This is a genomic window from Actinoplanes sp. G11-F43 (genome assembly GCF_050589265.1).
Classification (GTDB): domain Bacteria; phylum Actinomycetota; class Actinomycetes; order Mycobacteriales; family Micromonosporaceae; genus Actinoplanes.
The window spans coordinates 40,271-60,232 of record NZ_JBNZCE010000029.1 but is presented as its reverse complement, the minus strand read 5'-3'; the positions used below and the strand labels follow the sequence as shown (position 1 = coordinate 60,232).

Sequence of the window (19,962 nt, the reverse complement as noted above, 5' to 3'; positions counted from 1 at the left end):
GGTCTCCCCCCGATGAAGCAGACAGCGCTGCGCCGCGCCGCCACCGTGACCGCGGTGGCGGCCGCTTTCGTGTTCGGCCTGGCCGGCCCGGCGGCCGCGCACGTGACCGTCAACCCGGACACCGCGACCCAGGGTGGCTACTCCAAGGTGACGTTCCGGGTGCCGAACGAGAGCGACACCGAGTCGACGAACAAGCTGGAGATCAACCTGCCGGCCGAGGCCCCGATCGGGTCGGTCTCGCTCAAGCCGGTGCCGGGCTGGACCGCGACGACCGAGAAGTCGAAACTGGCCACCCCGGTGAAGGTGCACGACAGCGAGATCAGCGAGGCGGTCATCAAGATCACTTGGACGGCGGCCTCCGGCTCGGAGATCAAGCCGGGCACCTTCCAGGAGTTCGACCTGCAGCTCGGCCCGCTGCCGGCCGTCGACCAGATCGTCATCAAGGCCCTGCAGACCTACACCGACGGTACGATCGTCCGCTGGATCGACGAGCCCACCACCGACGGCACCGAGCCGGAGAGCCCCGCCGCGGTCCTCAAGCTGACCCCGGCCGGCGCCGCCGCGGAGACCACCGAGCCGGCCCCGGCCACCGAGGCCGCCGCGGAGACCGAGTCCGGTGGCGGCGGCTCGGCGTGGGGCGTCGCGGGCCTGGTCGCCGGTCTGGCCGGCCTGGTCCTGGGCCTGCTCGCCTATCGCAAGGCGGCCACCGCGCCCAGCGCCTGACTCATCCCTCGGGGCCGGCCACCAGGTCGGCCCCGAGGTCGTCCGGCGCCCGCATCCGCCAGGCGTCGGTGATCAGCTCGCTCAGCCGTTCGGACGAAACCCGCTCCAGCCGCACCATCACCAGCGGCAACCCGTCGTAGCCGGATGTGGTGAAGAACATCTCCGGCTCGCCGAGCAGCAGGGCCTGCTTCTCCGCCTCGTCCCCGACGAACAAAACCGCCACATCCGTACGGATCACCCGCGGTTTTCCGGGTAGACGTTCCGGATATGACCACACGAAACCCTTCCCATCCACCCGGAAGTCGAACCCGTCACTGTCGATCTCCACCGTGTGCGGGAGGGCCAGGGCGATCCGGCGCACGTCGTCAGCGTCACTCACGGTGGTCATTCTGCAACATGTCTGTCGACGCCTGTGGTAATTGATGCCTTGCCTACGTGGTAGCTAGGCTTCTATTCTCCGATCCAAGAAATAGGAAATCCCCTCCCTCCCAGGCGGTCGGCACATGCAGAAACTCCTACTCCTAGCTCTTGTCGGACTCGGCGCACAGCTGGTCGACGGCAGCCTGGGCATGGCCTACGGCGTGACCTCGACCACCCTCCTCCTCGCCATCGGCACCAACCCGGCGGCCGCCTCGGCCACCGTGCACCTGGCCGAGATCGGCACCACCCTGGTCTCCGGCCTCTCCCACTGGCGGTTCGGCAACGTCGACTGGAAGGTCGTCCTCAAGATCGGTGTGCCGGGCGCGATCGGCGCCTTCGCCGGTGCCACGTTCCTGTCCAGCATCTCCACCGAGACCGCCGCGCCGCTGATGGCGATCATCCTGCTCGTGCTCGGCCTCTACGTGTTCATCCGCTTCACCTTCCAGGGCCTGCCCAAGGGCCAGCTCGGCAAGCCGCTGCGCAAGCGCTTCCTCACCCCGCTCGGCCTGGTCGGCGGCTTCGTCGACGCGACCGGTGGCGGCGGCTGGGGCCCGGTCGGCACCCCGGCGATCCTGGCCAGCGGCCGGCTCGAACCGCGCAAGACCATCGGCTCGATCGACACCAGTGAGTTCCTCGTCGCGATCGCGGCCAGCCTCGGCTTCATCTGGGGCATCGGCAGCGAGAACATCGACTACGGCTGGGTCCTGGCCCTGCTCATCGGCGGTGTGATCGCCGCGCCGGTGGCCGCCTGGCTGGTCCGGCACATCCCGCCGCGGGTGCTCGGCGCCGCGGTCGGTGGCGTGATCATCCTGACCAACAGCCGGTCCCTGCTGCGCAGCGACTGGATCGACGCGCCGGACGCGGTGCGCTACCCGATCTACGGCGTCATCTACGTCGCCTGGGCCGCCGCGATCGTCTACTCGGTGCTCCAGTACCGCAAGAACGCCGCCGAGGAGCGGCAGATCATCGCCGAGGCGGAGGCCGCCGCCGGCGACACCCCCGACGACAAGGACAAGGCCCCGGTCGGCGCCTGACCCCCACCCGGACCCACCACTGAGCCGGAACTCCCCGGGCGGAGTTCCGGCTCAGCGCGTCTCCAGCGCGGTACGGCGGACGCAGCACCGGAAGCAGCGTGGCATAGGCGGCCCGCCGGCAACCGATCCCTCCCGGATCCGCACCTCCGCCCGCACCCGCCGGCTCCGAACATCCCGGCGTGATCCTCAGCGTCGTCCGGTCGGTTCTGGCCGCCACCGCCCTGGCCACCGTCACTCTCGGTCCCACCGCACCGGCGGCCGCGGTGGTCCCCTGCCGGGCCGGGGAGAAGCCGCACGCCGCGCCGTACACCCCGCCGGCCGACCCGGACACCGTCCGGATCATGCCGCTCGGCGACTCGATCACCCGCGGGATCGGGTTCACCCCGCTCGACGGCTACCGCGCCGACCTGCGCTCCCGCCTGGTCGCGGCGGGCTGGGCGGTCGACATGGTCGGCTCCGGCACCGACGGGACCGGCCCGGACGGCGACCACGAGGGCCACCCCAGCTGCACCATCGGCGAGGTCACCGCGATCGTCGCGGACCGGCTGGCCGTCTACCGCCCGGACATCGTGCTGCTGCACCTGGGCACCAACGACATGCGCAGCCCGGCCGAGGCGGCGCGGGCCCCGGAGCGGATGCGGGACCTGCTGACCCTGATCGCCCGGCAGGCCCCGGACACCGAGGTGTACGTGGCCCGGATCATCGGCGCCCAGTCGTACGGCCCGAAGAGCCCCGGCGGCATCCGGCAGCGCGGCGCCGACCTCCTGAACCGGGCCCTGCCGGGTCTGGTCGCGGCGGCCGGCCCGCGCTTCCACACGGTCGACATGCGCGACATCGGCGGGCTGGACCTGACCGACGTCGTACACCCGGACCGGTACGGCTACATGAAGATGTCCTGGCGCTGGTACCAGGCCCTGAAACGGCCGCACGACCGCGCCGGCCACGACCCGTACACGGCGACGAGGATCCTCCGTTGCATCCGGAGCACCGCGGCCCCGTTCGCCCGCGCCGCCGCCGGCTGCCACACCTGGCACCGGCGTTCCGGCGTCTGGCAGGTCCGGACCGCGAAAGGCTGGGTGACCGGCTGGTAGGACCTCAGTGGTCCGGCGTCCCCGGCGGGGCCATGATCCGCAGCGCGTTGGCGTCGACGGCGATCCGCAGTGGGGTCCGCCCGCACGGCTCGCCGTCCACCTCGACGTGAGCCGGCCGATCGGTCTCCAGCCACAGCTCGCCGACCGCGATGAAGGGGCGTTCCCGCAACGTACGCCGATGCCCGGTGAGCACGTTACGAGCCGTCTCCCGGATCAGTTCGCGGCGCGGCGCCCCACCGACCGGATAGGCCACCAGCAGACGGTCGTCGGCGTGCGCGTCGGCGGTGATCGGGCGGCCGGCGTGGAAACCGCCGTTCGCCACGTACATCTGATGGGTGGTGAAGACGATCTCCTGGTCGCCGGCCCGCAGGGTGGCCCGCAACGGTCGGTGCCGGGACAGCAGCCCCAGCGCGGTGAGCGGGTAGGCGATCCGCCCGATGATCCGTTTCAGTCCGCTCGGCACGTTGCTCATGATGTCGGCGGACAGCCCCACCCCGACGTGGTTGGTGAACGGCATGTCCCCGGCGATGCCCAGATCCACGTCGATCACCGCGCCGTCGACGAGCGTGGCCACCGCCTCGTCGAGGCTGGGCTGGATGCCGACCGTACGCGCGAAATTGTTCGTCGTCCCCAACGGCAGCAGACCCAGGGCGATGTCCCGGTGTGCCAGCATCCGCCCGGCCGTGCTGATCGTGCCGTCACCACCACCGGCGACCAGCAGATCCGGCTGGTGGGCGAGGGCGGCGCGCATCGAGTTCTCCAACTCGCCCGGACGGTCCACCGCATACGATCCGAGCAGGTCGAATCCGGCGTCGACGAGACGGGCGTGGGCATCCGCGTACAGCTGGCGGCCCCGCCGCGACCGCGCGTTGACCACCAGCGCCGCCCGCCGCCCACGCCGGATGTCCTCGGTCAACTCCTGCTTCGTCCGCACCGGCTGACCCTATCTGCTGGAGATCACGGAAAGATGAGACGCACGGCCGCGTATCCGCGCAGCACGAACCCCGGACTGCGCACCGGTTCGGCGGCGAGTTCCATCCGCGGCCCGCGGTCCAGCAGCGCGGTCAGTGCCGCCCGCAGTTCGATCCGGGCCAGCGGCGCGCCCAGGCAGAAATGCAGTCCGGCCCCGAAACCGAGGTGCGGGTTGGGCGCCCGCCCGGCGTCGAACCGGTCCGGTCGCGCGAAGACCGCCGGGTCCCGGTTGGCCGCGCCGAGCAGCGCGGCCACCTCCGCGCCGGCCGGCACGGTCACCCCGCCAACTTCAAGATCGATTGCTGCGGTACGGGTGAACAACTGCGACGGCGAGTCGTACCGCAACATCTCCTCCACCGTGGTCGCCACCAGCCCCCGGTCGGACCGCACCCGGGCCAGCTCGCCGGGATGCTCCAGCAGTGCCACCATCCCGTTGCCCAGCCCGTTCACCGACGCCTCGTGACCCGCGTTGAGCAGCAGGATCGCCGAGGCGACCAGTTCCTCACCGGACAGCCGGTCCGAACCGTCCCGCACCGAGACCAGGTGACTGATCATGTCGTCCCCGGGCTCGGCGGTCTTCCTCCCGGCCAGATCACCCATGTACTCGGCGAACTCCCGGCACGCCTGGACCGCGGCCGCCTCGGTCTCCGGTGTGCGGCCCATCTCGTACATCCGGACCATCGCCGCCGACCACGGCCGCAGCCGGTGCCGATCGCCCGCCGGAACCCCCAGCAGTTCCGCGATGACACCGACCGCCAGCGGTTCGGCGAAATCGGCCAGCAGGTCGAACTCCCCGCCGGTCTCGTTCAGCAGCCGCACCGCCTCCGCGGCGACCGCCGGGCGCAGCCGCTCCACATGGCCGCGCGCGAACGCCTTGGCGACGAGCCCCCGAAGCCGGGTGTGCACCGGTGGCTCGTTCTCCATCATCTGATTCCGGTGCAGGGTGTTGAACGGCTCGAACACGTCACCGGGCGTCTCGTCCCGCCAGAACCGCCCCAGCCGCCGGTCCCGCAGCACCGCACCGGCGACGGCATGCCCACTGGCCAGCCACCGCCCGGTCGCCGGGTGGAAGGTCAGCGGCCCACGTTCCCGGAGCCGACCGAGCACCGGGTACGGATCGGCGAGAAACCCGGCTTCCGCAAAGTCGACGTCCACCCCCGAACGCTATCGGCCCCCGATGTGGGGTGGTCAGCGGGCGGCCAGGGCCGCGTGGCGGCCGTGGCGCCAGAGGGCTCCGGCCTCGGGGAAACCGGCGGCCCGGGCGGCGGCCGCGTGCCAGGACAGGGCCGGGGTGAAGCCGGCGGCCGGGCGGGTTTCGAAGATCTCCGCACGGCGTCTCATCAGGGCGCTGAGTTCCGGGACCTCGGCGACGGTGGACCACCAGCGGGTCCATGACGGGTCGGTGGCCGCCGGCGGGGTGAGGGTGCGCATCACGGCGGGCAGGCCGTCGTCGGGCATCACGTCGGCCACCACCAGCAGACCACCGGGTGCCAGGAGGCCGCGGATCGTCGCGTACAGGGCGCGGGCCGCGGCGGGGCTCAGGTAGTGGACGGTCATCACCGCGGTCACCAGGTGGTAGCCGGTTCCCACTCGGGCCGGCCAGCACGGATCGGTCAGGTCGGCTTCGGTGACCGTGACCGAGACGGGTACCGCGGCCCGGGCCAGGGCCAGCAGGACCGGGTCGATGTCGGCGAGGGTGATCCGGGCGGCCGGCCAGCGGACGGCCAGGCGTTCGGCGAGCAGGCCGGGGCCGCCGCCCAGGTCCAGGACCCGGGCGGGTGGGCCGGAGAGGCGTTCGGCGGTGGTGACGATCGCCTGTTCGAGGTCGGGGAGGGCGGGGAGGTAGCCGGCCATCACGGTGTTCCAGGCTCGGCGATGGCCGGCCACGTCGGCGGGGAGTAGGGACGGCATGACCACCTCGGGGCTACTGGTTCGGAACGACAATCGTTTCTAACCAGAGGTGGACCTTGATGGTCGCGGTTCGGCGGATCCCGGCCGGCCCGCGCGGCGAGACACCGGCCCGCGCGGCGAGACGCCGGCCCGCGTGCCGAGTTGCGGGGCGGAGCGCGCCGCAACTCGGCACGCGGTTTCAGTGGTCCAGACGGGCGAGCGCCTCCAGCAGGCGGTCCACCTCGTCGACCGTGTTGTAGACGTGCAGGCTCACGCGTACCGACGCGGTCTTCTCGCCCTGGGCGCCCTGGCAGTGACCGTCGGCCCGGACCAGCAGCCCGTCGCCGGCCAGGATGAAACCGAGGTCGTTGGAACCGATCGACCGGTGCCGGAACGTCACTATCCCGTGCCGCTGCTGCACCAGCGAGTCGGCGGTCAGGCTGCGCTGACAGCCCAGCACCTCGTAGGCGGCCAGTTTCGACAGGCCTTCGGTGAGGCGTACGCCCAACGCCTGGTTCCATCGGGCGACCCGGTCCAGGCCGGCCTTCTCCAGCCAGTCCATGGCGGCGGCCAGGCTGATGATGCCGCTGGTGTTCGGCGAACCCTGCCAGCCGGCCGGCTGGTACGCGGGACCGCGCTGGTTGCGGGCCCAGATCGCGCCGGTGCCGGGCAGTGCCATCGCCTTGTGCCCGGAGAAGACCACGAAGTCGACGTCGAGCTCGCGGACCGACAGTGGGATGTGCCCGAAGCTCTGTGCCGCGTCCAGGCAGATCGGCACGCCGGGGGCGAGGGCGCGCAGCCGCTGGACGTTCATGTCGTTGCCGTAGACGTGGTGGACGTGGGTGGCGGCGATCATCCGGGTCCGTGGGGTGACGGTGATCCGGCGGTGGTCGTAGTCGTGGGCCGCGTCGTACGGGATGGCCCGCACCGCGATGCCGGCCAGGGTGGCCGCCTCCACCCAGGGCATGCTGTTGGCGTTGTGGTCGGCGAACGGCACCAGGATCTCGTCGCCGTCGCGCAGCTGGGGCAGCAGCCAGTCCCGGGCGACGGCCCGCAGCCCTTCGGTGGTGCCGCTGACGAACTGGACGGTGGACTCGTCCGGCAGCGGGTCGTCGAGGAAGCTCTTCAGCCGGTCGCGGGCCTGGTCGATGCGGGCGGTGGTGCGGTTGGCCCAGGGGTAGGTGCCCCGGGAGGCGTTGGCGTTCCCGGTGGTCAGGTAGGTGATCACGGTGTCCAGCACGGACTGCGGCTTCTGCGAGGTGGCGGCGCTGTCCAGGTAGGCCACATCCGGGTTGGCCTCGATCATCGGGAACTGGTCGCGCAGGGCACGCTGCCAGGGGGCGAGGTCGTCGAGTGTGGTCATGGTCAGTCCCGGGCCGGTTCGAGGCCGGCGATCAGGGCGAGCGCTGTGGCGGTGTGGCCGCTGGAGGGTTCCACGACGGTGTCGTCGCGTTCGGCGGCACCGGGCGGCAGGGGGCGGGCCATGGCCCGGACGGCCCGGTCCTTGACCGAGCCGAAGGGGCTGGGCAGTTCGAGCTCGGCGTGGAGATCGATGTTCTCCAGGCCGTGCACGGCGGGGTCGATGCGCACCAGCGGGGTGGTGCCGATGGCGTCGACGATGGCGTCGAATCTCATGGGGGCTCCGAGGGCGGGTGGATGGGCCGGTGACCCGCCCGGCCGGAAGGCGGCAACCCTCCGGCCGAGCGGTTGAGGACGGGCCGTGGTGGCGCTGCGGCCCGTGAAGCAGCCGGCCGTGCCGGCGAGGACCCGAGGGTCGCCGGGCACGGACGGGCCGATGGACCTGCCGCCGGGTGATCAGGCCGGGTTCCAGGCAGAGATTCCCTAGAAGATAGACGCCGACCGGGGCAAAATGAAAATCATTCCGCCTAACAGGTACGGGATCCGCCGGCGCCCAGGCGGCGATCGGTCCGCCCCGGTCGAGCAGATCACCCTCGTCGAGCGGGGACTGCGTGACAGATCCGACCCTCGGCGTCAGGAGGAGCACTCCCCCAACGTATCCGCCGTCACCACTCTCCGCAAAGGAGTGAACACCCAGAGTCAGATAGTACGCAGGTCCAGGGTGTGCCAGACCGGCGCCTCGGCACCACCCGTCGACCACCAGAGCATGCCGTCCTTGGTGGCGGCCAGATCGGCGGCCACCGCGAGCGGCACGTCCCGGCCGGTCTCCAGGTCATGCACCAGCAGAGCGGCGGTGCCGGTCAGATCGGCGTTCGGGCCGGGCACCGAGAGGATCTCGAAGCGGTCCAGCACCGCCACGTCGTTCACCGCGGCCTGGGTGTCGGTGCCGGCCACCCGGCGCCGCTGCGAACCGTCCGGGCGCATCAGATCCAGCCGGGCGGTGCCCTCACCGGTCATCACACTCACCCGGCACCAGGACGGGCCGCACATGCCCCACTCGGCGCCGGAGAACGGCACCGCCACCGTCCGGCCGTCGTCCAGATTGAGCATCCGCACCGTGCCGGACTGCCCGCCGCTGTCGTCGGTCAGCCACGGCCACGCCGACAGCGCCCACTGGCCCTTCACCTCCCGCACGGTCACCTTGCCGCCGCCGGTGGCGATCGACCGGACCTGGGTGGTGGCGTCGCCCTCCCCGGCCACCCAGTGCACCCGGCCCTCGGCCACCACCAGGTCGTGCTGGTTGCCGTAGAACAGGGTGTTGCCGGTGTCCACGGTCAGCCGGCGCGGCGAGGCACCGTCGCGGCCCACCGTCCAGATCTCGACAGGCTTGCCGTTGACCGATTCGGCCCAGAACAGCCGGTCGCCGGCCGAGGTCATCGCCTCGAACCGGGGATCGTCGTCCGCGGGCAGGTCCCGCAACTCGCGGGCGATGCCGTCCCGCTCGATGAACAACTTCACCCGGCCGCCGGAGGTGACCGTGCCGACCGCCGTGGAGGCGTCCAGGAAGTGCACCGGCTCGACGCTCAGATCCTTCAGGTCGGCGCGGTCGGCGTCCGGCCAGGCCTGCTCGACGGTGATCCGGGCACCGGCCGCCGGGGCCGGCTGCGGGGCCTCCGGGATGGTCCCGGCCAGCAGCGCGCCGGCCGCGGCCAGCGCCACCACCACGCCGATCCAGGGGCGGGCCCGGCTCACTCGTACTGCTGCTTCGGTGGGGTGATCGGCTGCCACTGTTCGACCTCGAGATAGGCGATGTCGGCCTGATTGACCGGATCCTTGCCGCGCTTGTCACTGAACCGGCCGGTGACCTCCAGCCACGTGCCGGCCGGCACGTCCACCACCGGGCCACCGGTCAGCCCGACCTTGATCGGGCGGCCGTCGGCGGCGCAGCAGCTCACCACGATCCGGGCCAGCATCACACCCTCCGGGCCGGTGGTGACGAAACCGGTCAGCTGCAGACGGCGATCGGTCAGGCTGCGGCCCTCGTCGTAGATCACCCGGGAGGCGTAGTCGATCAGGCTCACCCGGGCCGGATCCCCGTCCGGCAGCGGGGCGTAGTCGGAGTCCGCACTCACCTGCACCGTCCCGGACTGGCCGGCGGTGTACGAGCCGAGCGCGGGCGGGGCCACCAGCAGCAGGCCCAGCACCGGAAGCAGGAGCAGCCAGCCGACCCGGGGCTCGTGGTGGGCGTGGTCGTCCTCGGCGTCGCCTTTGAAGGAGTACCAGAGGGTCATCACCGCGGCCGCGACAAGGGCCAGACCCGCGGCGATCAGGAACGGACGCAGCCCCTCCTTGACGTACCGCAGATAGAGATCGCCGGCCGACGCCTTCAGCACCGCGCCGCCGAACAGGAACAACACCACCGCCTGCGCCTGCCGGTTCACAGCAGCACCGCCCCGAAGCCGACCGCCACCAGGATCGCCACCACGAAGGTGACCGGCGCGAACCGGGTCGCGAAGCCGCGCCCGAAGACCCCCGCCTGCATCGAGATCAGTTTGAGGTCCACCATCGGGCCCACCACCAGGAACACCAGTCGCGAGGTCAGCGAGAACTGGGAGAGCGAGGCGGCGACGAACGCGTCCGCCTCGCTACAGATCGACAACAGCACCGCCAGCACGGCGAGAGCCAGCACCGACAGCACCGGCTGCGCGGCCAGGGTCTGCAACCACGCCTCCGGCACGACCACGTTGATCGTCGCGGCGGCCGCGGCCCCCACCACCAGGAACCCGCCGGCGTGCACCACGTCGTGCCGGCAGGCCGACCAGAACGCCCGGGCCTTCGACGCGCCGTCCAGGTCCGGCCGGTGCGGCAGCTTGATCCACTCCGACTTGCCGAGCCGCAGCCACAGCCAGCCCATCAGCACCGCCACCACCAGGCTGGCCAGACCGCGGGCCACCACCATCTCCGGGTTGTCCGGGAACGCCACCGCGGTCGCCACCAGCACGATCGGGTTGATCGCCGGGGCGGCCAGCAGGAACGCCAGCGCCGCCGCCGGGGTCACCCCCCGGCGGATCAGCGAACCGGCGATCGGCACCGCGCCACATTCACACCCCGGGAGGACCACCCCGGCGACACTCGCCGCCGGGACCGCCAGCACCGGGTGCCGGGGCAGCGCCTTCGCCCAGAACGAGCGGGGCACGAACACCGCGATCACCGCGGACAGCACCACCCCGAACACCAGGAAGGGCACCGCCTGCACCAGCACCGAGACGAACACCGTGGTCCAGGTCTGGAACAGCGGGCCGGAGACCAGGCCGGCCAGCTGCCCCCGGAAGATCACCAGAAGCACCAGAACCACGGCGAGGACCTCGACCTCGATGGATCTGGTTCTGGTTTTCGTCTTCAGCCCCTCCGTCACCCGGAGGAATTTACCCGTTCCTGTCGATCACGGACGCGCCGCCGGTCCCGCCGATCGAAGACTCACGGGCTCGCGGCCAGGAACAGGAAGACCGCCATCAGGCTCAGGTGCAGGCCACCCTGGAGGATGTTGGCCCGGCCCGGCACCACGGTCAGCGTGCCCACCGCCACGGTCAGCACCAGCAGCACCATCTCGGTGCCGCCCAGACCCAGCGTCAGCGGCCCCTCCAGCCAGATCATCGCCACCGCGATCGCCGGAATGGTCAGGCCGATACTGGCCATCGCCGAACCGAGCGCCAGGTTCAGGCTGGTCTGCATCCGGTCCCGGGCCGCCGCCCGCACCGCGGCGATGGTCTCCGGCAGCAGCACCAGCAGCGCGATCACCACACCGACCACCGCCTGCGGCAGACCCGCCCCGGCCACCGCCGACTCGATCGTCGGCGACACCCCCTTGGCCAGCCCGACCACCGCGACCAGGGCGACCAGCAGCAGGCCGAGGCTCTGCAGAGCGGTCTTCGACGACGGCGGCTCCAGGTGCTCCTCGGCGTCGATCACCTCACCGGCCGTGGTGATCGGCATGAAGTAGTCCCGGTGCCGTTTCGTCTGCACCGCCACGAACAGCAGGTACAGGCCGAGCGAGACGACCGCGGCGAAGGCCAGCTGGGCCGGGGTGAACTGCGGGCCGGGGCTGCTCTTGGTGAACGTCGGCAGCACCAGGCTGAGCGTGGCGATCGCGGTCACCGTGGCGAACGCGGCGCCGGTGCCCTCCGGGTTGAACACCGCGTACTTCCGGCGCAGCGCACCGACCAGCAGCGAGATGCCCAGGATGCCGTTACAGGTGATCATCACGGCGGCGAAGACGGTGTCCCGGGCCAGCGACTGCGCCTTCTCACCGCCGCTCACCATCAGCGTGACGATCAGGGCCACCTCGATGACGGTGACCGCCACCGCGAGGATCAGCGAACCGTAGGGTTCACCGACCCGGTGCGCCACCACCTCCGCGTGGTGCACGGCGGCCAGCACCGCGCCGGCCAGCAACAACGACACCACGATCACGACGTACGGGGGTAGGTCGCGCCCGAACGTGGCTATCAGTGCCACGAAGGCGAGCAGGGGAACGTACAGCGTCCAACGGGAGATCACCCGTCCGACTCTGCCAAACTCCGGCTGGACTCGCCGGACTTGTGCCCATCACTGTGGCCCAGCGAACGTCCTGGGGCGATCCGGTCCCGGACCAGGCGCTTCAGATGGGCCAGCTCGGGGAAGCCGCCCTCGGCCTTGCGCGACCACAGCGTCTCCTCGCCGAGCCGCACCTCGAACACCCCGCCGACACCCGGCACCAGCGCCACCTCGCCCAGGTCGGTGGTGAACGTGGTGAGCAGCTCCTGCGCCGTCCAGGCGGCACGCATCAGCCAGCGGCACTGCGTGCAGTACTCGATCTCCAGGCGGGGCTCTCGCGACGTCATGATGGCAAAGTATGCCGGAACACGGAGTTCGGAGAAGGAGACGCATTGAAGGCACGGCACACCACCGCTGCTCTGCTCGTCGCGGTGGCCCTCACCGCCGCCGGCTGCGGCAGCGAGGACGAACCCCTGGAGACGGCGGTGACAGCCACCGACTTCGTGGCTCTCGGTGACTCGTACGCGGCCGGTCTGGGCGCGGGCAACTACAACTCGGACGCGAACTGCCGGCAGAGCCTGGACGGCGGCTACCCGCAGTTGTTCGCGAAGCAGCAGACCACCCCGTTCGGCAAGGTCACCGACGCGTCCTGCGCCGGTGCGGTGATCAACGACGTGCGGTACGAGCAGCTCGACGCCCTCAGCGACACCACCGGCGTGGTCACCCTGACGGTCGGCGGCAACGACGCCGGCTGGACCACCTCGGTCCAGGAGTGCCTGTTCGCCGACGACAAGGCCTGCGCGGCCTCGGTGGAACAGAACATCGGGAAGGCGAAGAGCACCCTGCCGGCCGCGCTCGACGATCTCTACGAGTCGATCCGGAGCAAGGCCCCGAACGCCAAGGTGTACGTGCTCGGCTACCCGCACCTGGTCGCCCAGCCCGGCAAGTCCGGGGTGACCTGCCAGCAGCTCGGCGACGCCCGGCGCGAGGCGCTGAACGAGGGCGCCGACGACCTGGTCGAGCTGATCAAGGGCCGGGTCGAGGCCCAGCAGGGGTTCGTCTTCGTCGACGTGCGCGAGGCGTTCCGCGGCCACGAGGCGTGCACGAAGGAGCCGTGGATCCACTCGGTCGGCGCCGACCTGGCCGAGTCGTTCCACCCGAACGCCGACGGGTACCAGGCGTACCTGAAAGCACTTCTGTCCGTCGCCGGCTGATCCCCCGCCGTTGGCGTGGTGTACGCCTTCCCGGGTTGGGATGGGCCGTGCACCACGCCAACCACTACTACGGTCACGCCCGTGTGCTGGCCCGCTACTGCGGATCCGGCGACGAGCTGCCACTGATCCGGGGCTACCTCCAGCACGGGTGGAACATCGGCGACGGGATGGCGCCCGACCACGAGTACACCCCCGGCATGCCGTCGTTCCTGTGGAGCGAGCGGACCCGGCGGCGGGCCTGGTCGATGGGGCGGCGGCGGCTGTACGTGACCGGGGCCCCGTGGGCGTACCTGGTGGCGATGACCCCACCCGCGCCGGACCAGAAGCGCGAGGGCACCATCTTCTACCCCTTCCACGGCTGGGAGGGCCAGCACGTCCAGGGTGACCACGACCGGCTGATCGCCGAGATCCGCGACACCGAGACCGGGCCGGTCACGGTCTGCCTGTACTGGCAGGAATACCGGACCGTCGCCGTACGCCAGCGGTACGAGCAGGCCGGCTTCCGGGTGATCTGCCACGGCTACCGGGGCGGCTGGTGGAAGAACCTGGACCCGGCGTTCCTCGACCGGCAGCTCGCCGAACAGCGCCGGCACCGCCGGGTCGCCTCCAACCGGCTGTGCAGCGCCATCCTCTACGGGGTGCTGGCCGGCTGCGAACCGGCCGTCTACGGCGACCCGATGCAACTCGACGGCGAGAAGGACCTGTTCGGCGGCCGATCCCGGATCCGGCGCCAGTGGGCGGCCATGCACGGGCCCACCATCGACCCGGCCACCGCCCGCACCGTCACCACCGAGGAGCTCGGCGCCGACCGGCTGCTCTCCCCCGCCGAACTCCGCCACCTGCTGAACTGGACCCCCGCGTGACCGCGCTGATGCTCGGCGGCGAGATGCCGCACTGGTCCGACGACACCCCGGTCCGCGGGGAGGTGCTGCGCGGCCTGCTCTCCACCGCCTCCGGCAGCACCCTGGTGGTCGGGCCACACCATCCGGACCTGGTCGCCGCGATCCCGGCCCGGCAGGTCACCGTGCTGGTGCGCGGGGTGCCGGACGCCACCCGGTACGCGACCCTGCCCGGCGTCCAGGTGTGCTGCGGAAGTCTGGAGAAACTGGCGGCGGTCCCGGCGTACGACACGGTCATCGCCCTGGACGGCCTGGACCGGACCGGCTCCACCGAGGACTCCGCCGCCCTGTCCTGGGCCGACGGCCTGGACCGGCTGCTGAGCGTGCTGCGCCCCGGCGGCCTGCTGCTGCTGGGCCACGGCAATCCGCTCGGCCTGCACCGCCTCTACGCGGGCGCCACCACTCCCGGTGACGCCGACTGGGCGGTGGCCGACGACCCCGGCCGTCCCGCCCGCCTGGAGACGCTGTCCGCGCACCTGCACCGGGCCGGGCTGTCGGTGACCGGCGAATACGCGGCGTACCCGGCCCCGCGCACCCCCACCACCCTGGTCAGCCGGGCCGCCCTCGCCGACCCGGGCCGGCACGGCCATCTGACCTCGGTGCTGCGCCGGGCCGGAATCCCCGGCGGCCCCCTGCTGGCCGACCCCCGCCCGCTCGCCGCCACCCTGCTCGACGCCGGCCTGGCCGCCGCGCTGGCCCCGTCCTGGCTGGTGGTGGCGGCCCGCCCCGGTCACCCTCCGCTGTCGTTGCCGGAGGTGCTGCGCACCGACGGCCTCACCGGCTTCGCCGAAACCACCGGCCGAACCGGTTCCGCGGAGACCACCGGCCGGCCCGGGTTGGCGGCGACCGTCTCCGGGCCGCCGGTGCCGCGTGGACGGTGCCTGCATGACGCGCTGCTGGCCGCGTCCCGGGCCGGCGACCGCCCGGAGATGCGCGCCCTGCTCACCGCGTGGCAGTCCGGCGACACGGCGGGCGTCCCGGCCGACGCGATCATCGTCGGCGAGGACGGCCGTCTGCACCCGCTGGCCCCACCGTCCGACCCGCCGGCGGTACTGCACCGGCTGGCCGCCGCATTGCGCGACGAGGGCCAGGCCGACGAGGACGCCGCCTGGCTGGCCACCATGGCCGGCATCGAGATCCCCCTCTCCTCGACCTCCACCCCGGAAACCCTGCGCGAGGTCAGCGCGGCACACGACCGTCTGGCACTCCAGGTCAGCGACCTGCAGAGCCAATTGCGCTGGTACGAGTCCCGAATAGCCGCCCTCCGCTCCGAACTGGCCCGCGCCGACCGCATCATCGGGGTCCTGAAGACCACAGTCCCCGGCAAGGCCGCCAAGGCAGTCCTGACCGGTGCCCGCACCGTCATCCGCCGCCTACGCCGCTGACCCCACCATCGCCGGCTCCCTCGCCCGCGACCCGGAAGCGTTCGGCGAGGTGGGCGAAAGCCCTGGACAGCTCGGGTGGCCCGACCACCTCGACATCCGCGTCGTAGCGGGCTACCGCCGCCGCGAGCCCTGTCCAGGACCACGATCCGAGGGTGAGCCGGCAGCGACCGGGACCGGCCTCCTCCACGACACCGTCGCGGGTGTAGAGGGCCACCTCGGCAGCCGGCCGGTCCAGCAGCACGGTCCCCCGGCAGGGCCGGCCGGCTCCGGCCTCCGACCCGCGGAACTTCGCGATCACATAGCCCGCGACGTCACCTCCGGGCAGTTCACGTGGGGTGAAGCGGGGCCCGTTCGGGATGCGCGGGACGATCCGGTCGGCCCGGAATGTTCGCCAGTCGTCCCGGTCCAGGTCCCAGGCGATCAGATACCAGCGCCCGTCCCAGGTGACGACGTGGTGCGGCTCGGCCCGGCGCGGGGGCCTGTCGCCGCTCCCGAGGGCACCACTCCCGAGGGTGTCATTCCCAGGGGCGTTACTCCCGAGGGCGTTACTCCCGACCGCATCGCTGCCGTAGTCGAAGCGCAGGATCTCGTGGCGGCGCACGGCCGTGCTGATGGTGAGCAGCACGTCTCCGGTGACCGGGGTGGACGGACGGGTGGTGGGCCGTTCGACGGCGGTGACGTCGAGGGCTTCGACCCGGTTGCGCAGCCGGGTGGGCAGCACCTGGCGGATGGTGGTGAGGGCGCGGGCGGCGGGTTCGGCCAGCCCACCGGTGCCACCCGCGGCGATCTGCAGCGCGACGGTGAGCGCGACCGCCTGCTCGTCGTCGAAGAGCAGTGGCGGCAGGTCGGCGCCGGCCCGGAGCCGGTACCCGCCGTCCGGCCCCTTGATCGCCGCGATCGGGTAGCCCAGTTCCCGCAGCCGGTCGACGTCCCGCCGTACGGTACGCAGACTGATGTCGAGCCGATCGGCGAGCACCCCACCGGGCCAGTCCCGACGGCTCTGCAGCAGCGACAGCAGAGCGAGCAGACGCGCGGAAGTCTTCGGCACCCCCCGATCATGCGCGCGGTAGGTGCCAGTTCCTGTCACCTACCCCACCGAGCCGCGGGATCCACCACCCAGCTGGAATCCTGGCGAGGACACCCACCGGCAGAGCCTTGTTCTCGGCGGCTGGGCGGCTCGCCGCCGATCCCCGCGCGAGCGCCGTCTCCTGACCCCACCCTGGCCGATCTTGGCCGATTTCCCACCGGAACGAGTCTTCCTCCGGTCGGCCGGCCCGTCCGCGGTCGATTCCCCGCGCGAGTGTCCGCCTTCCAGCTCCGCCCTGGCCGACCTTGGTGTCTTTACCACCGTTTTCGGTGGTAAATCCGCCAAGGTCTCTGCTGAGCGGGTCGCCCGCATGAGGGATTGACCGCAAGTGATCAGGCGGCCGAGAGCGAGACCCGAAAATGGTGGTAAAGCCGCCAAGATCGCCAGGATGGGGTCAGGAGACGGCGCTCGTGTGGGGGCATCGACGGCAAATCGGGTGCCGGATCAGCCCGGCGGGCGCCGGGCGGTCTGGAGGGGCGCCTGCCTTGCGGGGACCGGACGGGGCTACCCGATTTCTGGGGGCCGACGAGCGTACCGGAAACGGGTTTGATGATGACGCGGACCGGACGCGGGGCGCGGACGGTGAGCTGCGCGGGCCTACCCTCTTTCGCGTGCCGTCACCTGGTCGTAGAGATCCTCCAGGCGGGCGGTCTGGGTGGCCAGGTCGAAGTTCGCGGCTATGTGGGAACGGGCGGACGTGCCGAGCCGGTGGCGCAGGGCGGCGTCGGCCAGGAGGGCGGTCAAGGCGGTGGCCAGGGCTTCCGGGGCGTTCTCCGGGACCAGGGCGCCGGTTCGGCCGTCCAGGACCGCCTCCGGGATGCCGCTGTGTCTGGTGGCCACCACCGGCAGTCCGAGGGCGCCGGCTTCCAGAATCGTGGTGGGCAGGCCCTCGGTGTCGCCGTCGGGGGCGGTCTTGGACGGCGCGGCCAGGATTCGGGACGCGGCCAGGTGCCGCTGGACCTCGCCCGGGGGCAGGCTGCCGGCGAAGGTGGCGTCCACCCCGAGGCGGCCGGCCAGTTCCCGCATCGAGGGCAGGAGCGGGCCGTCGCCGATCAGCAGCACCCGAGGATCCGGCAGCCGGGACAGCGCGGTGATCAGGTCGTCGACGCCCTTCTTGGCCACGAACCGGCCGACGAACACGACGTCCCAGCGTTTCGGGACCTCCGGGACCGCGGCGGGGACCGGGACCCCGGTGTAGTGCACACGGATCCGGTCCGGGTCGGCGCCGCGGGCCAGCGCCCGTTCCCGGATCACCTCGGAGACCGCGATGACCAGGGCGGCCCGGTCGAACACGGTGCGCAGGTTGCGCCGGTACCGCACCCCGTGCGCGCCGGGGCTCTCCGGCTGCCGGGTGACGTCGTGCCCGTGGACGGTGACGATCAGTGGGACGCCGAGCTGGGCGGCGGTCCGGCTGACCAGCCAGCCGTCACCGCCGAAGTGGGCGTGCACCAGGGCGGGCCGGACTCCGGCGAGCACCGACCGCAGCCGGGGGCTGGCCCCGGTGAGTCGCAGGCGCAGGAAACCACGGCCGCCGTCCGGGTAGGTGATCACGTCGTCCGGCCGGGTCAGCGCCGACTCGATCCGGGTCGCCCCGACGTAGGTGGGCGTCCAACGGCGCAGCGCGTCGCCCTGGGCCCGGATGAACGTCTCGGAGCCCAGTAACAGTCCGCTGCGCCAGACAGCGACCCGGTTATCCGGTGACATCAGCCGAGGCCGGGGCGGTGGCCGGGGCCGGGGCGGTGGCCGGGGCCGGGGCGGCGGCCGAGGCCGGGGCGGTGGCCGGGGCCGGGGCGGTGGCCTCGCCGGAGGTGGAGCGGCGGCCGACGGCCAGGTCGCGCAGGCGGGCGCGGACGGCCGGCGGCAGCGCCCAGATCTGCAGGTGGGTGAGGTAGTCCAAGGCCCGGGGCCGTCCGTGGGCGCGGGCTTCGGCGAGCAGTTCCCGGAAGTGGGCGCCCTGCCGGGAGGGTGCGGCCATCGAGCTGAGCACACTGAGGGTGAAGGCGGCGTAGGCACGTTCGGTGAACAGGTGCCGGCTGCCGCGCAGCCAGGCGAGCTGTTCACGGTACGGGTTCTGCAGGCTGATCCGTTCCCGGTCCTCGTCCTGATGCCAGAGCACCAGCGGCTCCGGCGCGTAGATCAGTTCCACCCCGTCCTCCTGGATCGCCCGCAGTGCCCAGTCGAGTTCCTGCTGGCGGCGCAGGCCCACGGTGAACGGCACCCGGCGCAGCAGTTCGGTGGGGGCCATGATGGTGGAGGTCTGGATGAATCCGTCGCCGTAGAACAGTCCGCGGCGGACGGTGAAGTACTCGCTGAGCGGCTGGCCGGGTTCAGGCAGCCGGCGGGGCATGATGGAGTCGGCGCGCGGGGTCCGGTTGATCAGCCGGGTGGCGACGACCGGGAGCGCGGCCCCGGAGGCGCCGGCCAGCCCCAACTGCACCTCGATCTTCTCCGGCAGCCATTCGTCGTCGTCGTCGAGCAGCGCGGTGTACCGGCCGCGGGCCTCCCGCGCGCCGACGTTGCGGGCGTTCGGGGCCTTGCCGCGCTCCGGCAGCACCACCACCCGCAGCCGGGGGTCGCGGATCGCGCCGAGCACCCCGGTGGTGGCCGGGCAGGGGCCGTCCACCACCACGATCACCTCGAGGTCGTGGTGGGTCTGTGCCAGGGCGCTGCCGACCGCGCGGGCCGCCAGGTGCGGGCGGTCGCGGGTCGGGATGACGACGCTGACGTCCGGTGCAGCAGACATGTCGATTCGCCTTACGCAGGGGCGCCGCGCGGGGCGGCGCGGCCGGGCGTGATCGACTCGACGCTAAAGACGGCAGGCGGCGTACGGGTGAAGCGCGGGCGCTGTCCACAAGAGCACTGTGGTGACTGTCGGCGCACGCCAGGCGAACGGCAGGTGACGTGCCCGGCTCAGCCCCACATCCGCGAGTCGGGTCGCGAATTGATGGGCCCTCCTTCGGGCGCCGCCGGGAGCGTTGCCGGCTGGCGTTGTGCCGGTCCGGGCGGGGTGGGCAAGACGGCGTTCACGGTGCGTCTGGCGCACCGGATGCGGGAGCGGTTCCCGGACGGGATGCTCCACGCCGACCTGCCCGGTTCGCTGCGGATCTGGCGGGCGCTGGGCGAACCGTGGGCTGCGGCGCTGTGCCCGGCCGCGCTCGGCGCCGCGCACGACGCGGCCGGCGAACCGGACGAGGCGCGGTCGGCCCGCGACCGGCTCCGCGAGGTGGGCGACGGCAGCGTGGCCGACCGGATGACCGTGATCGGCTGACGGCCCGCCCATCCCACCCCGTGTGGTCACTTTCGGTCCGATCCGCACCGAAAGTCGGCACACAAGAAGGAGGGCGCTCCCCCGTGG

The 19,962-nt window shown here is 72.2% G+C and carries 21 protein-coding genes; 7 read left to right on the top strand and 14 right to left on the bottom strand.

Annotation, left to right across the window (positions count from 1 at the left end):
• Nucleotides 1-12: 12 nt before the first annotated feature.
• Nucleotides 13-723 carry a YcnI family protein gene (locus ACQ0O7_RS32095; protein WP_430787624.1) on the top strand — a complete coding sequence of 237 codons (711 nt, stop codon included), beginning with the start codon at nucleotides 13-15 and terminating at the stop codon, nucleotides 721-723.
• 1 nt (nucleotide 724) lies between these two features.
• On the opposite strand, the gene ACQ0O7_RS32090 is transcribed toward ACQ0O7_RS32095, so the two are convergent.
• Complete coding sequence (locus ACQ0O7_RS32090) at nucleotides 725-1,102, bottom strand: MmcQ/YjbR family DNA-binding protein (protein WP_430787622.1); 378 nt, start codon at nucleotides 1,100-1,102, stop codon at nucleotides 725-727.
• A 124-nt stretch (nucleotides 1,103-1,226) separates the two neighbouring features.
• Between ACQ0O7_RS32090 and ACQ0O7_RS32085 the strand changes: the two genes are divergently transcribed.
• Nucleotides 1,227-2,177: a sulfite exporter TauE/SafE family protein gene (locus ACQ0O7_RS32085; protein WP_430787620.1), complete on the top strand. Its 951-nt coding sequence runs from the start codon at nucleotides 1,227-1,229 to the stop codon at nucleotides 2,175-2,177.
• Between the two features lie 179 nt (nucleotides 2,178-2,356).
• Complete coding sequence (locus tag ACQ0O7_RS32080; protein ID WP_430787618.1) at nucleotides 2,357-3,268, top strand: GDSL-type esterase/lipase family protein; 912 nt, start codon at nucleotides 2,357-2,359, stop codon at nucleotides 3,266-3,268.
• A 4-nt stretch (nucleotides 3,269-3,272) separates the two neighbouring features.
• On the opposite strand, the gene ACQ0O7_RS32075 is transcribed toward ACQ0O7_RS32080, so the two are convergent.
• From ACQ0O7_RS32075 to ACQ0O7_RS32030, 10 genes are all read right to left on the bottom strand, one after another.
• Entirely contained in the window at nucleotides 3,273-4,202 is a 930-nt protein-coding gene (locus ACQ0O7_RS32075; protein ID WP_430787616.1) for a diacylglycerol/lipid kinase family protein, read from the bottom strand.
• A 23-nt stretch (nucleotides 4,203-4,225) separates the two neighbouring features.
• Nucleotides 4,226-5,395: a cytochrome P450 gene (locus tag ACQ0O7_RS32070; RefSeq protein ID WP_430787614.1), complete on the bottom strand. Its 1,170-nt coding sequence runs from the start codon at nucleotides 5,393-5,395 to the stop codon at nucleotides 4,226-4,228.
• Nucleotides 5,396-5,428: 33 nt separating this feature from the next.
• A complete protein-coding gene (locus ACQ0O7_RS32065; RefSeq protein WP_430787612.1) occupies nucleotides 5,429-6,151 on the bottom strand; it encodes a class I SAM-dependent methyltransferase in 723 nt (240 codons plus the stop codon).
• A gap of 178 nt (nucleotides 6,152-6,329) precedes the next feature.
• Complete coding sequence (locus ACQ0O7_RS32060) at nucleotides 6,330-7,493, bottom strand: aminotransferase class V-fold PLP-dependent enzyme (protein ID WP_430787610.1); 1,164 nt, start codon at nucleotides 7,491-7,493, stop codon at nucleotides 6,330-6,332.
• A 2-nt stretch (nucleotides 7,494-7,495) separates the two neighbouring features.
• Nucleotides 7,496-7,765, bottom strand: coding sequence for a pyridoxal-phosphate dependent enzyme (locus ACQ0O7_RS32055; RefSeq protein ID WP_430787608.1), 270 nt, complete (start codon nucleotides 7,763-7,765; stop codon nucleotides 7,496-7,498).
• 423 nt (nucleotides 7,766-8,188) lie between these two features.
• A complete protein-coding gene (locus ACQ0O7_RS32050) occupies nucleotides 8,189-9,241 on the bottom strand; it encodes a hypothetical protein (RefSeq protein ID WP_430787606.1) in 1,053 nt (350 codons plus the stop codon).
• Nucleotides 9,238-9,930, bottom strand: coding sequence for a TIGR03943 family putative permease subunit (locus ACQ0O7_RS32045; protein ID WP_430787604.1), 693 nt, complete (start codon nucleotides 9,928-9,930; stop codon nucleotides 9,238-9,240). Before ACQ0O7_RS32045 ends, ACQ0O7_RS32050 begins: the two co-directional genes overlap by 4 nt.
• Nucleotides 9,927-10,904, bottom strand: a complete 978-nt coding sequence (locus ACQ0O7_RS32040; protein ID WP_430787602.1) for a permease — start codon at nucleotides 10,902-10,904, stop codon at nucleotides 9,927-9,929. The genes ACQ0O7_RS32045 and ACQ0O7_RS32040 overlap by 4 nt, the downstream gene beginning before the upstream one ends.
• 62 nt (nucleotides 10,905-10,966) lie before the next feature.
• A complete protein-coding gene (locus ACQ0O7_RS32035; protein ID WP_430787600.1) occupies nucleotides 10,967-12,046 on the bottom strand; it encodes a calcium:proton antiporter in 1,080 nt (359 codons plus the stop codon).
• Nucleotides 12,043-12,369: a SelT/SelW/SelH family protein gene (locus ACQ0O7_RS32030; RefSeq protein WP_430787598.1), complete on the bottom strand. Its 327-nt coding sequence runs from the start codon at nucleotides 12,367-12,369 to the stop codon at nucleotides 12,043-12,045. Before ACQ0O7_RS32030 ends, ACQ0O7_RS32035 begins: the two co-directional genes overlap by 4 nt.
• A gap of 45 nt (nucleotides 12,370-12,414) precedes the next feature.
• Here ACQ0O7_RS32030 and ACQ0O7_RS32025 point away from each other — a divergent pair, with 45 nt between their 5' ends.
• The 3 genes from ACQ0O7_RS32025 to ACQ0O7_RS32015 are packed head-to-tail and all read left to right on the top strand — an operon-like array spanning nucleotide 12,415 to nucleotide 15,520.
• Entirely contained in the window at nucleotides 12,415-13,236 is an 822-nt protein-coding gene (locus tag ACQ0O7_RS32025) for an SGNH/GDSL hydrolase family protein (protein WP_430787596.1), read from the top strand.
• 47 nt (nucleotides 13,237-13,283) lie between these two features.
• Nucleotides 13,284-14,099: a hypothetical protein gene (locus ACQ0O7_RS32020; protein ID WP_430787594.1), complete on the top strand. Its 816-nt coding sequence runs from the start codon at nucleotides 13,284-13,286 to the stop codon at nucleotides 14,097-14,099.
• The gene (locus tag ACQ0O7_RS32015; RefSeq protein WP_430787592.1) at nucleotides 14,096-15,520 is read left to right on the top strand and encodes a hypothetical protein; all 1,425 of its coding nucleotides are present in this window, start codon (nucleotides 14,096-14,098) and stop codon (nucleotides 15,518-15,520) included. Before ACQ0O7_RS32020 ends, ACQ0O7_RS32015 begins: the two co-directional genes overlap by 4 nt.
• Here ACQ0O7_RS32015 and ACQ0O7_RS32010 read toward each other — a convergent pair.
• The 3 genes from ACQ0O7_RS32010 to ACQ0O7_RS32000 all read right to left on the bottom strand — a co-directional run bounded on the left by ACQ0O7_RS32010 (nucleotide 15,498) and on the right by ACQ0O7_RS32000 (nucleotide 19,350).
• Entirely contained in the window at nucleotides 15,498-16,568 is a 1,071-nt protein-coding gene (locus ACQ0O7_RS32010; protein WP_430787590.1) for a helix-turn-helix transcriptional regulator, read from the bottom strand. The two genes, ACQ0O7_RS32015 and ACQ0O7_RS32010, sit on opposite strands and share 23 nt — an antisense overlap.
• A gap of 636 nt (nucleotides 16,569-17,204) precedes the next feature.
• Complete coding sequence (locus tag ACQ0O7_RS32005) at nucleotides 17,205-18,311, bottom strand: glycosyltransferase (RefSeq protein WP_430787588.1); 1,107 nt, start codon at nucleotides 18,309-18,311, stop codon at nucleotides 17,205-17,207.
• Nucleotides 18,298-19,350 (bottom strand): glycosyltransferase family 2 protein, encoded by a 1,053-nt coding sequence (locus tag ACQ0O7_RS32000; protein ID WP_430787586.1) that lies wholly within the window; start codon nucleotides 19,348-19,350, stop codon nucleotides 18,298-18,300. The genes ACQ0O7_RS32005 and ACQ0O7_RS32000 overlap by 14 nt, the downstream gene beginning before the upstream one ends.
• 285 nt (nucleotides 19,351-19,635) lie before the next feature.
• On the opposite strand from ACQ0O7_RS32000, the gene ACQ0O7_RS31995 reads away from it, so the two are divergent.
• Nucleotides 19,636-19,875 (top strand): hypothetical protein, encoded by a 240-nt coding sequence (locus tag ACQ0O7_RS31995; RefSeq protein WP_430787584.1) that lies wholly within the window; start codon nucleotides 19,636-19,638, stop codon nucleotides 19,873-19,875.
• Nucleotides 19,876-19,962: the final 87 nt, after the last annotated feature.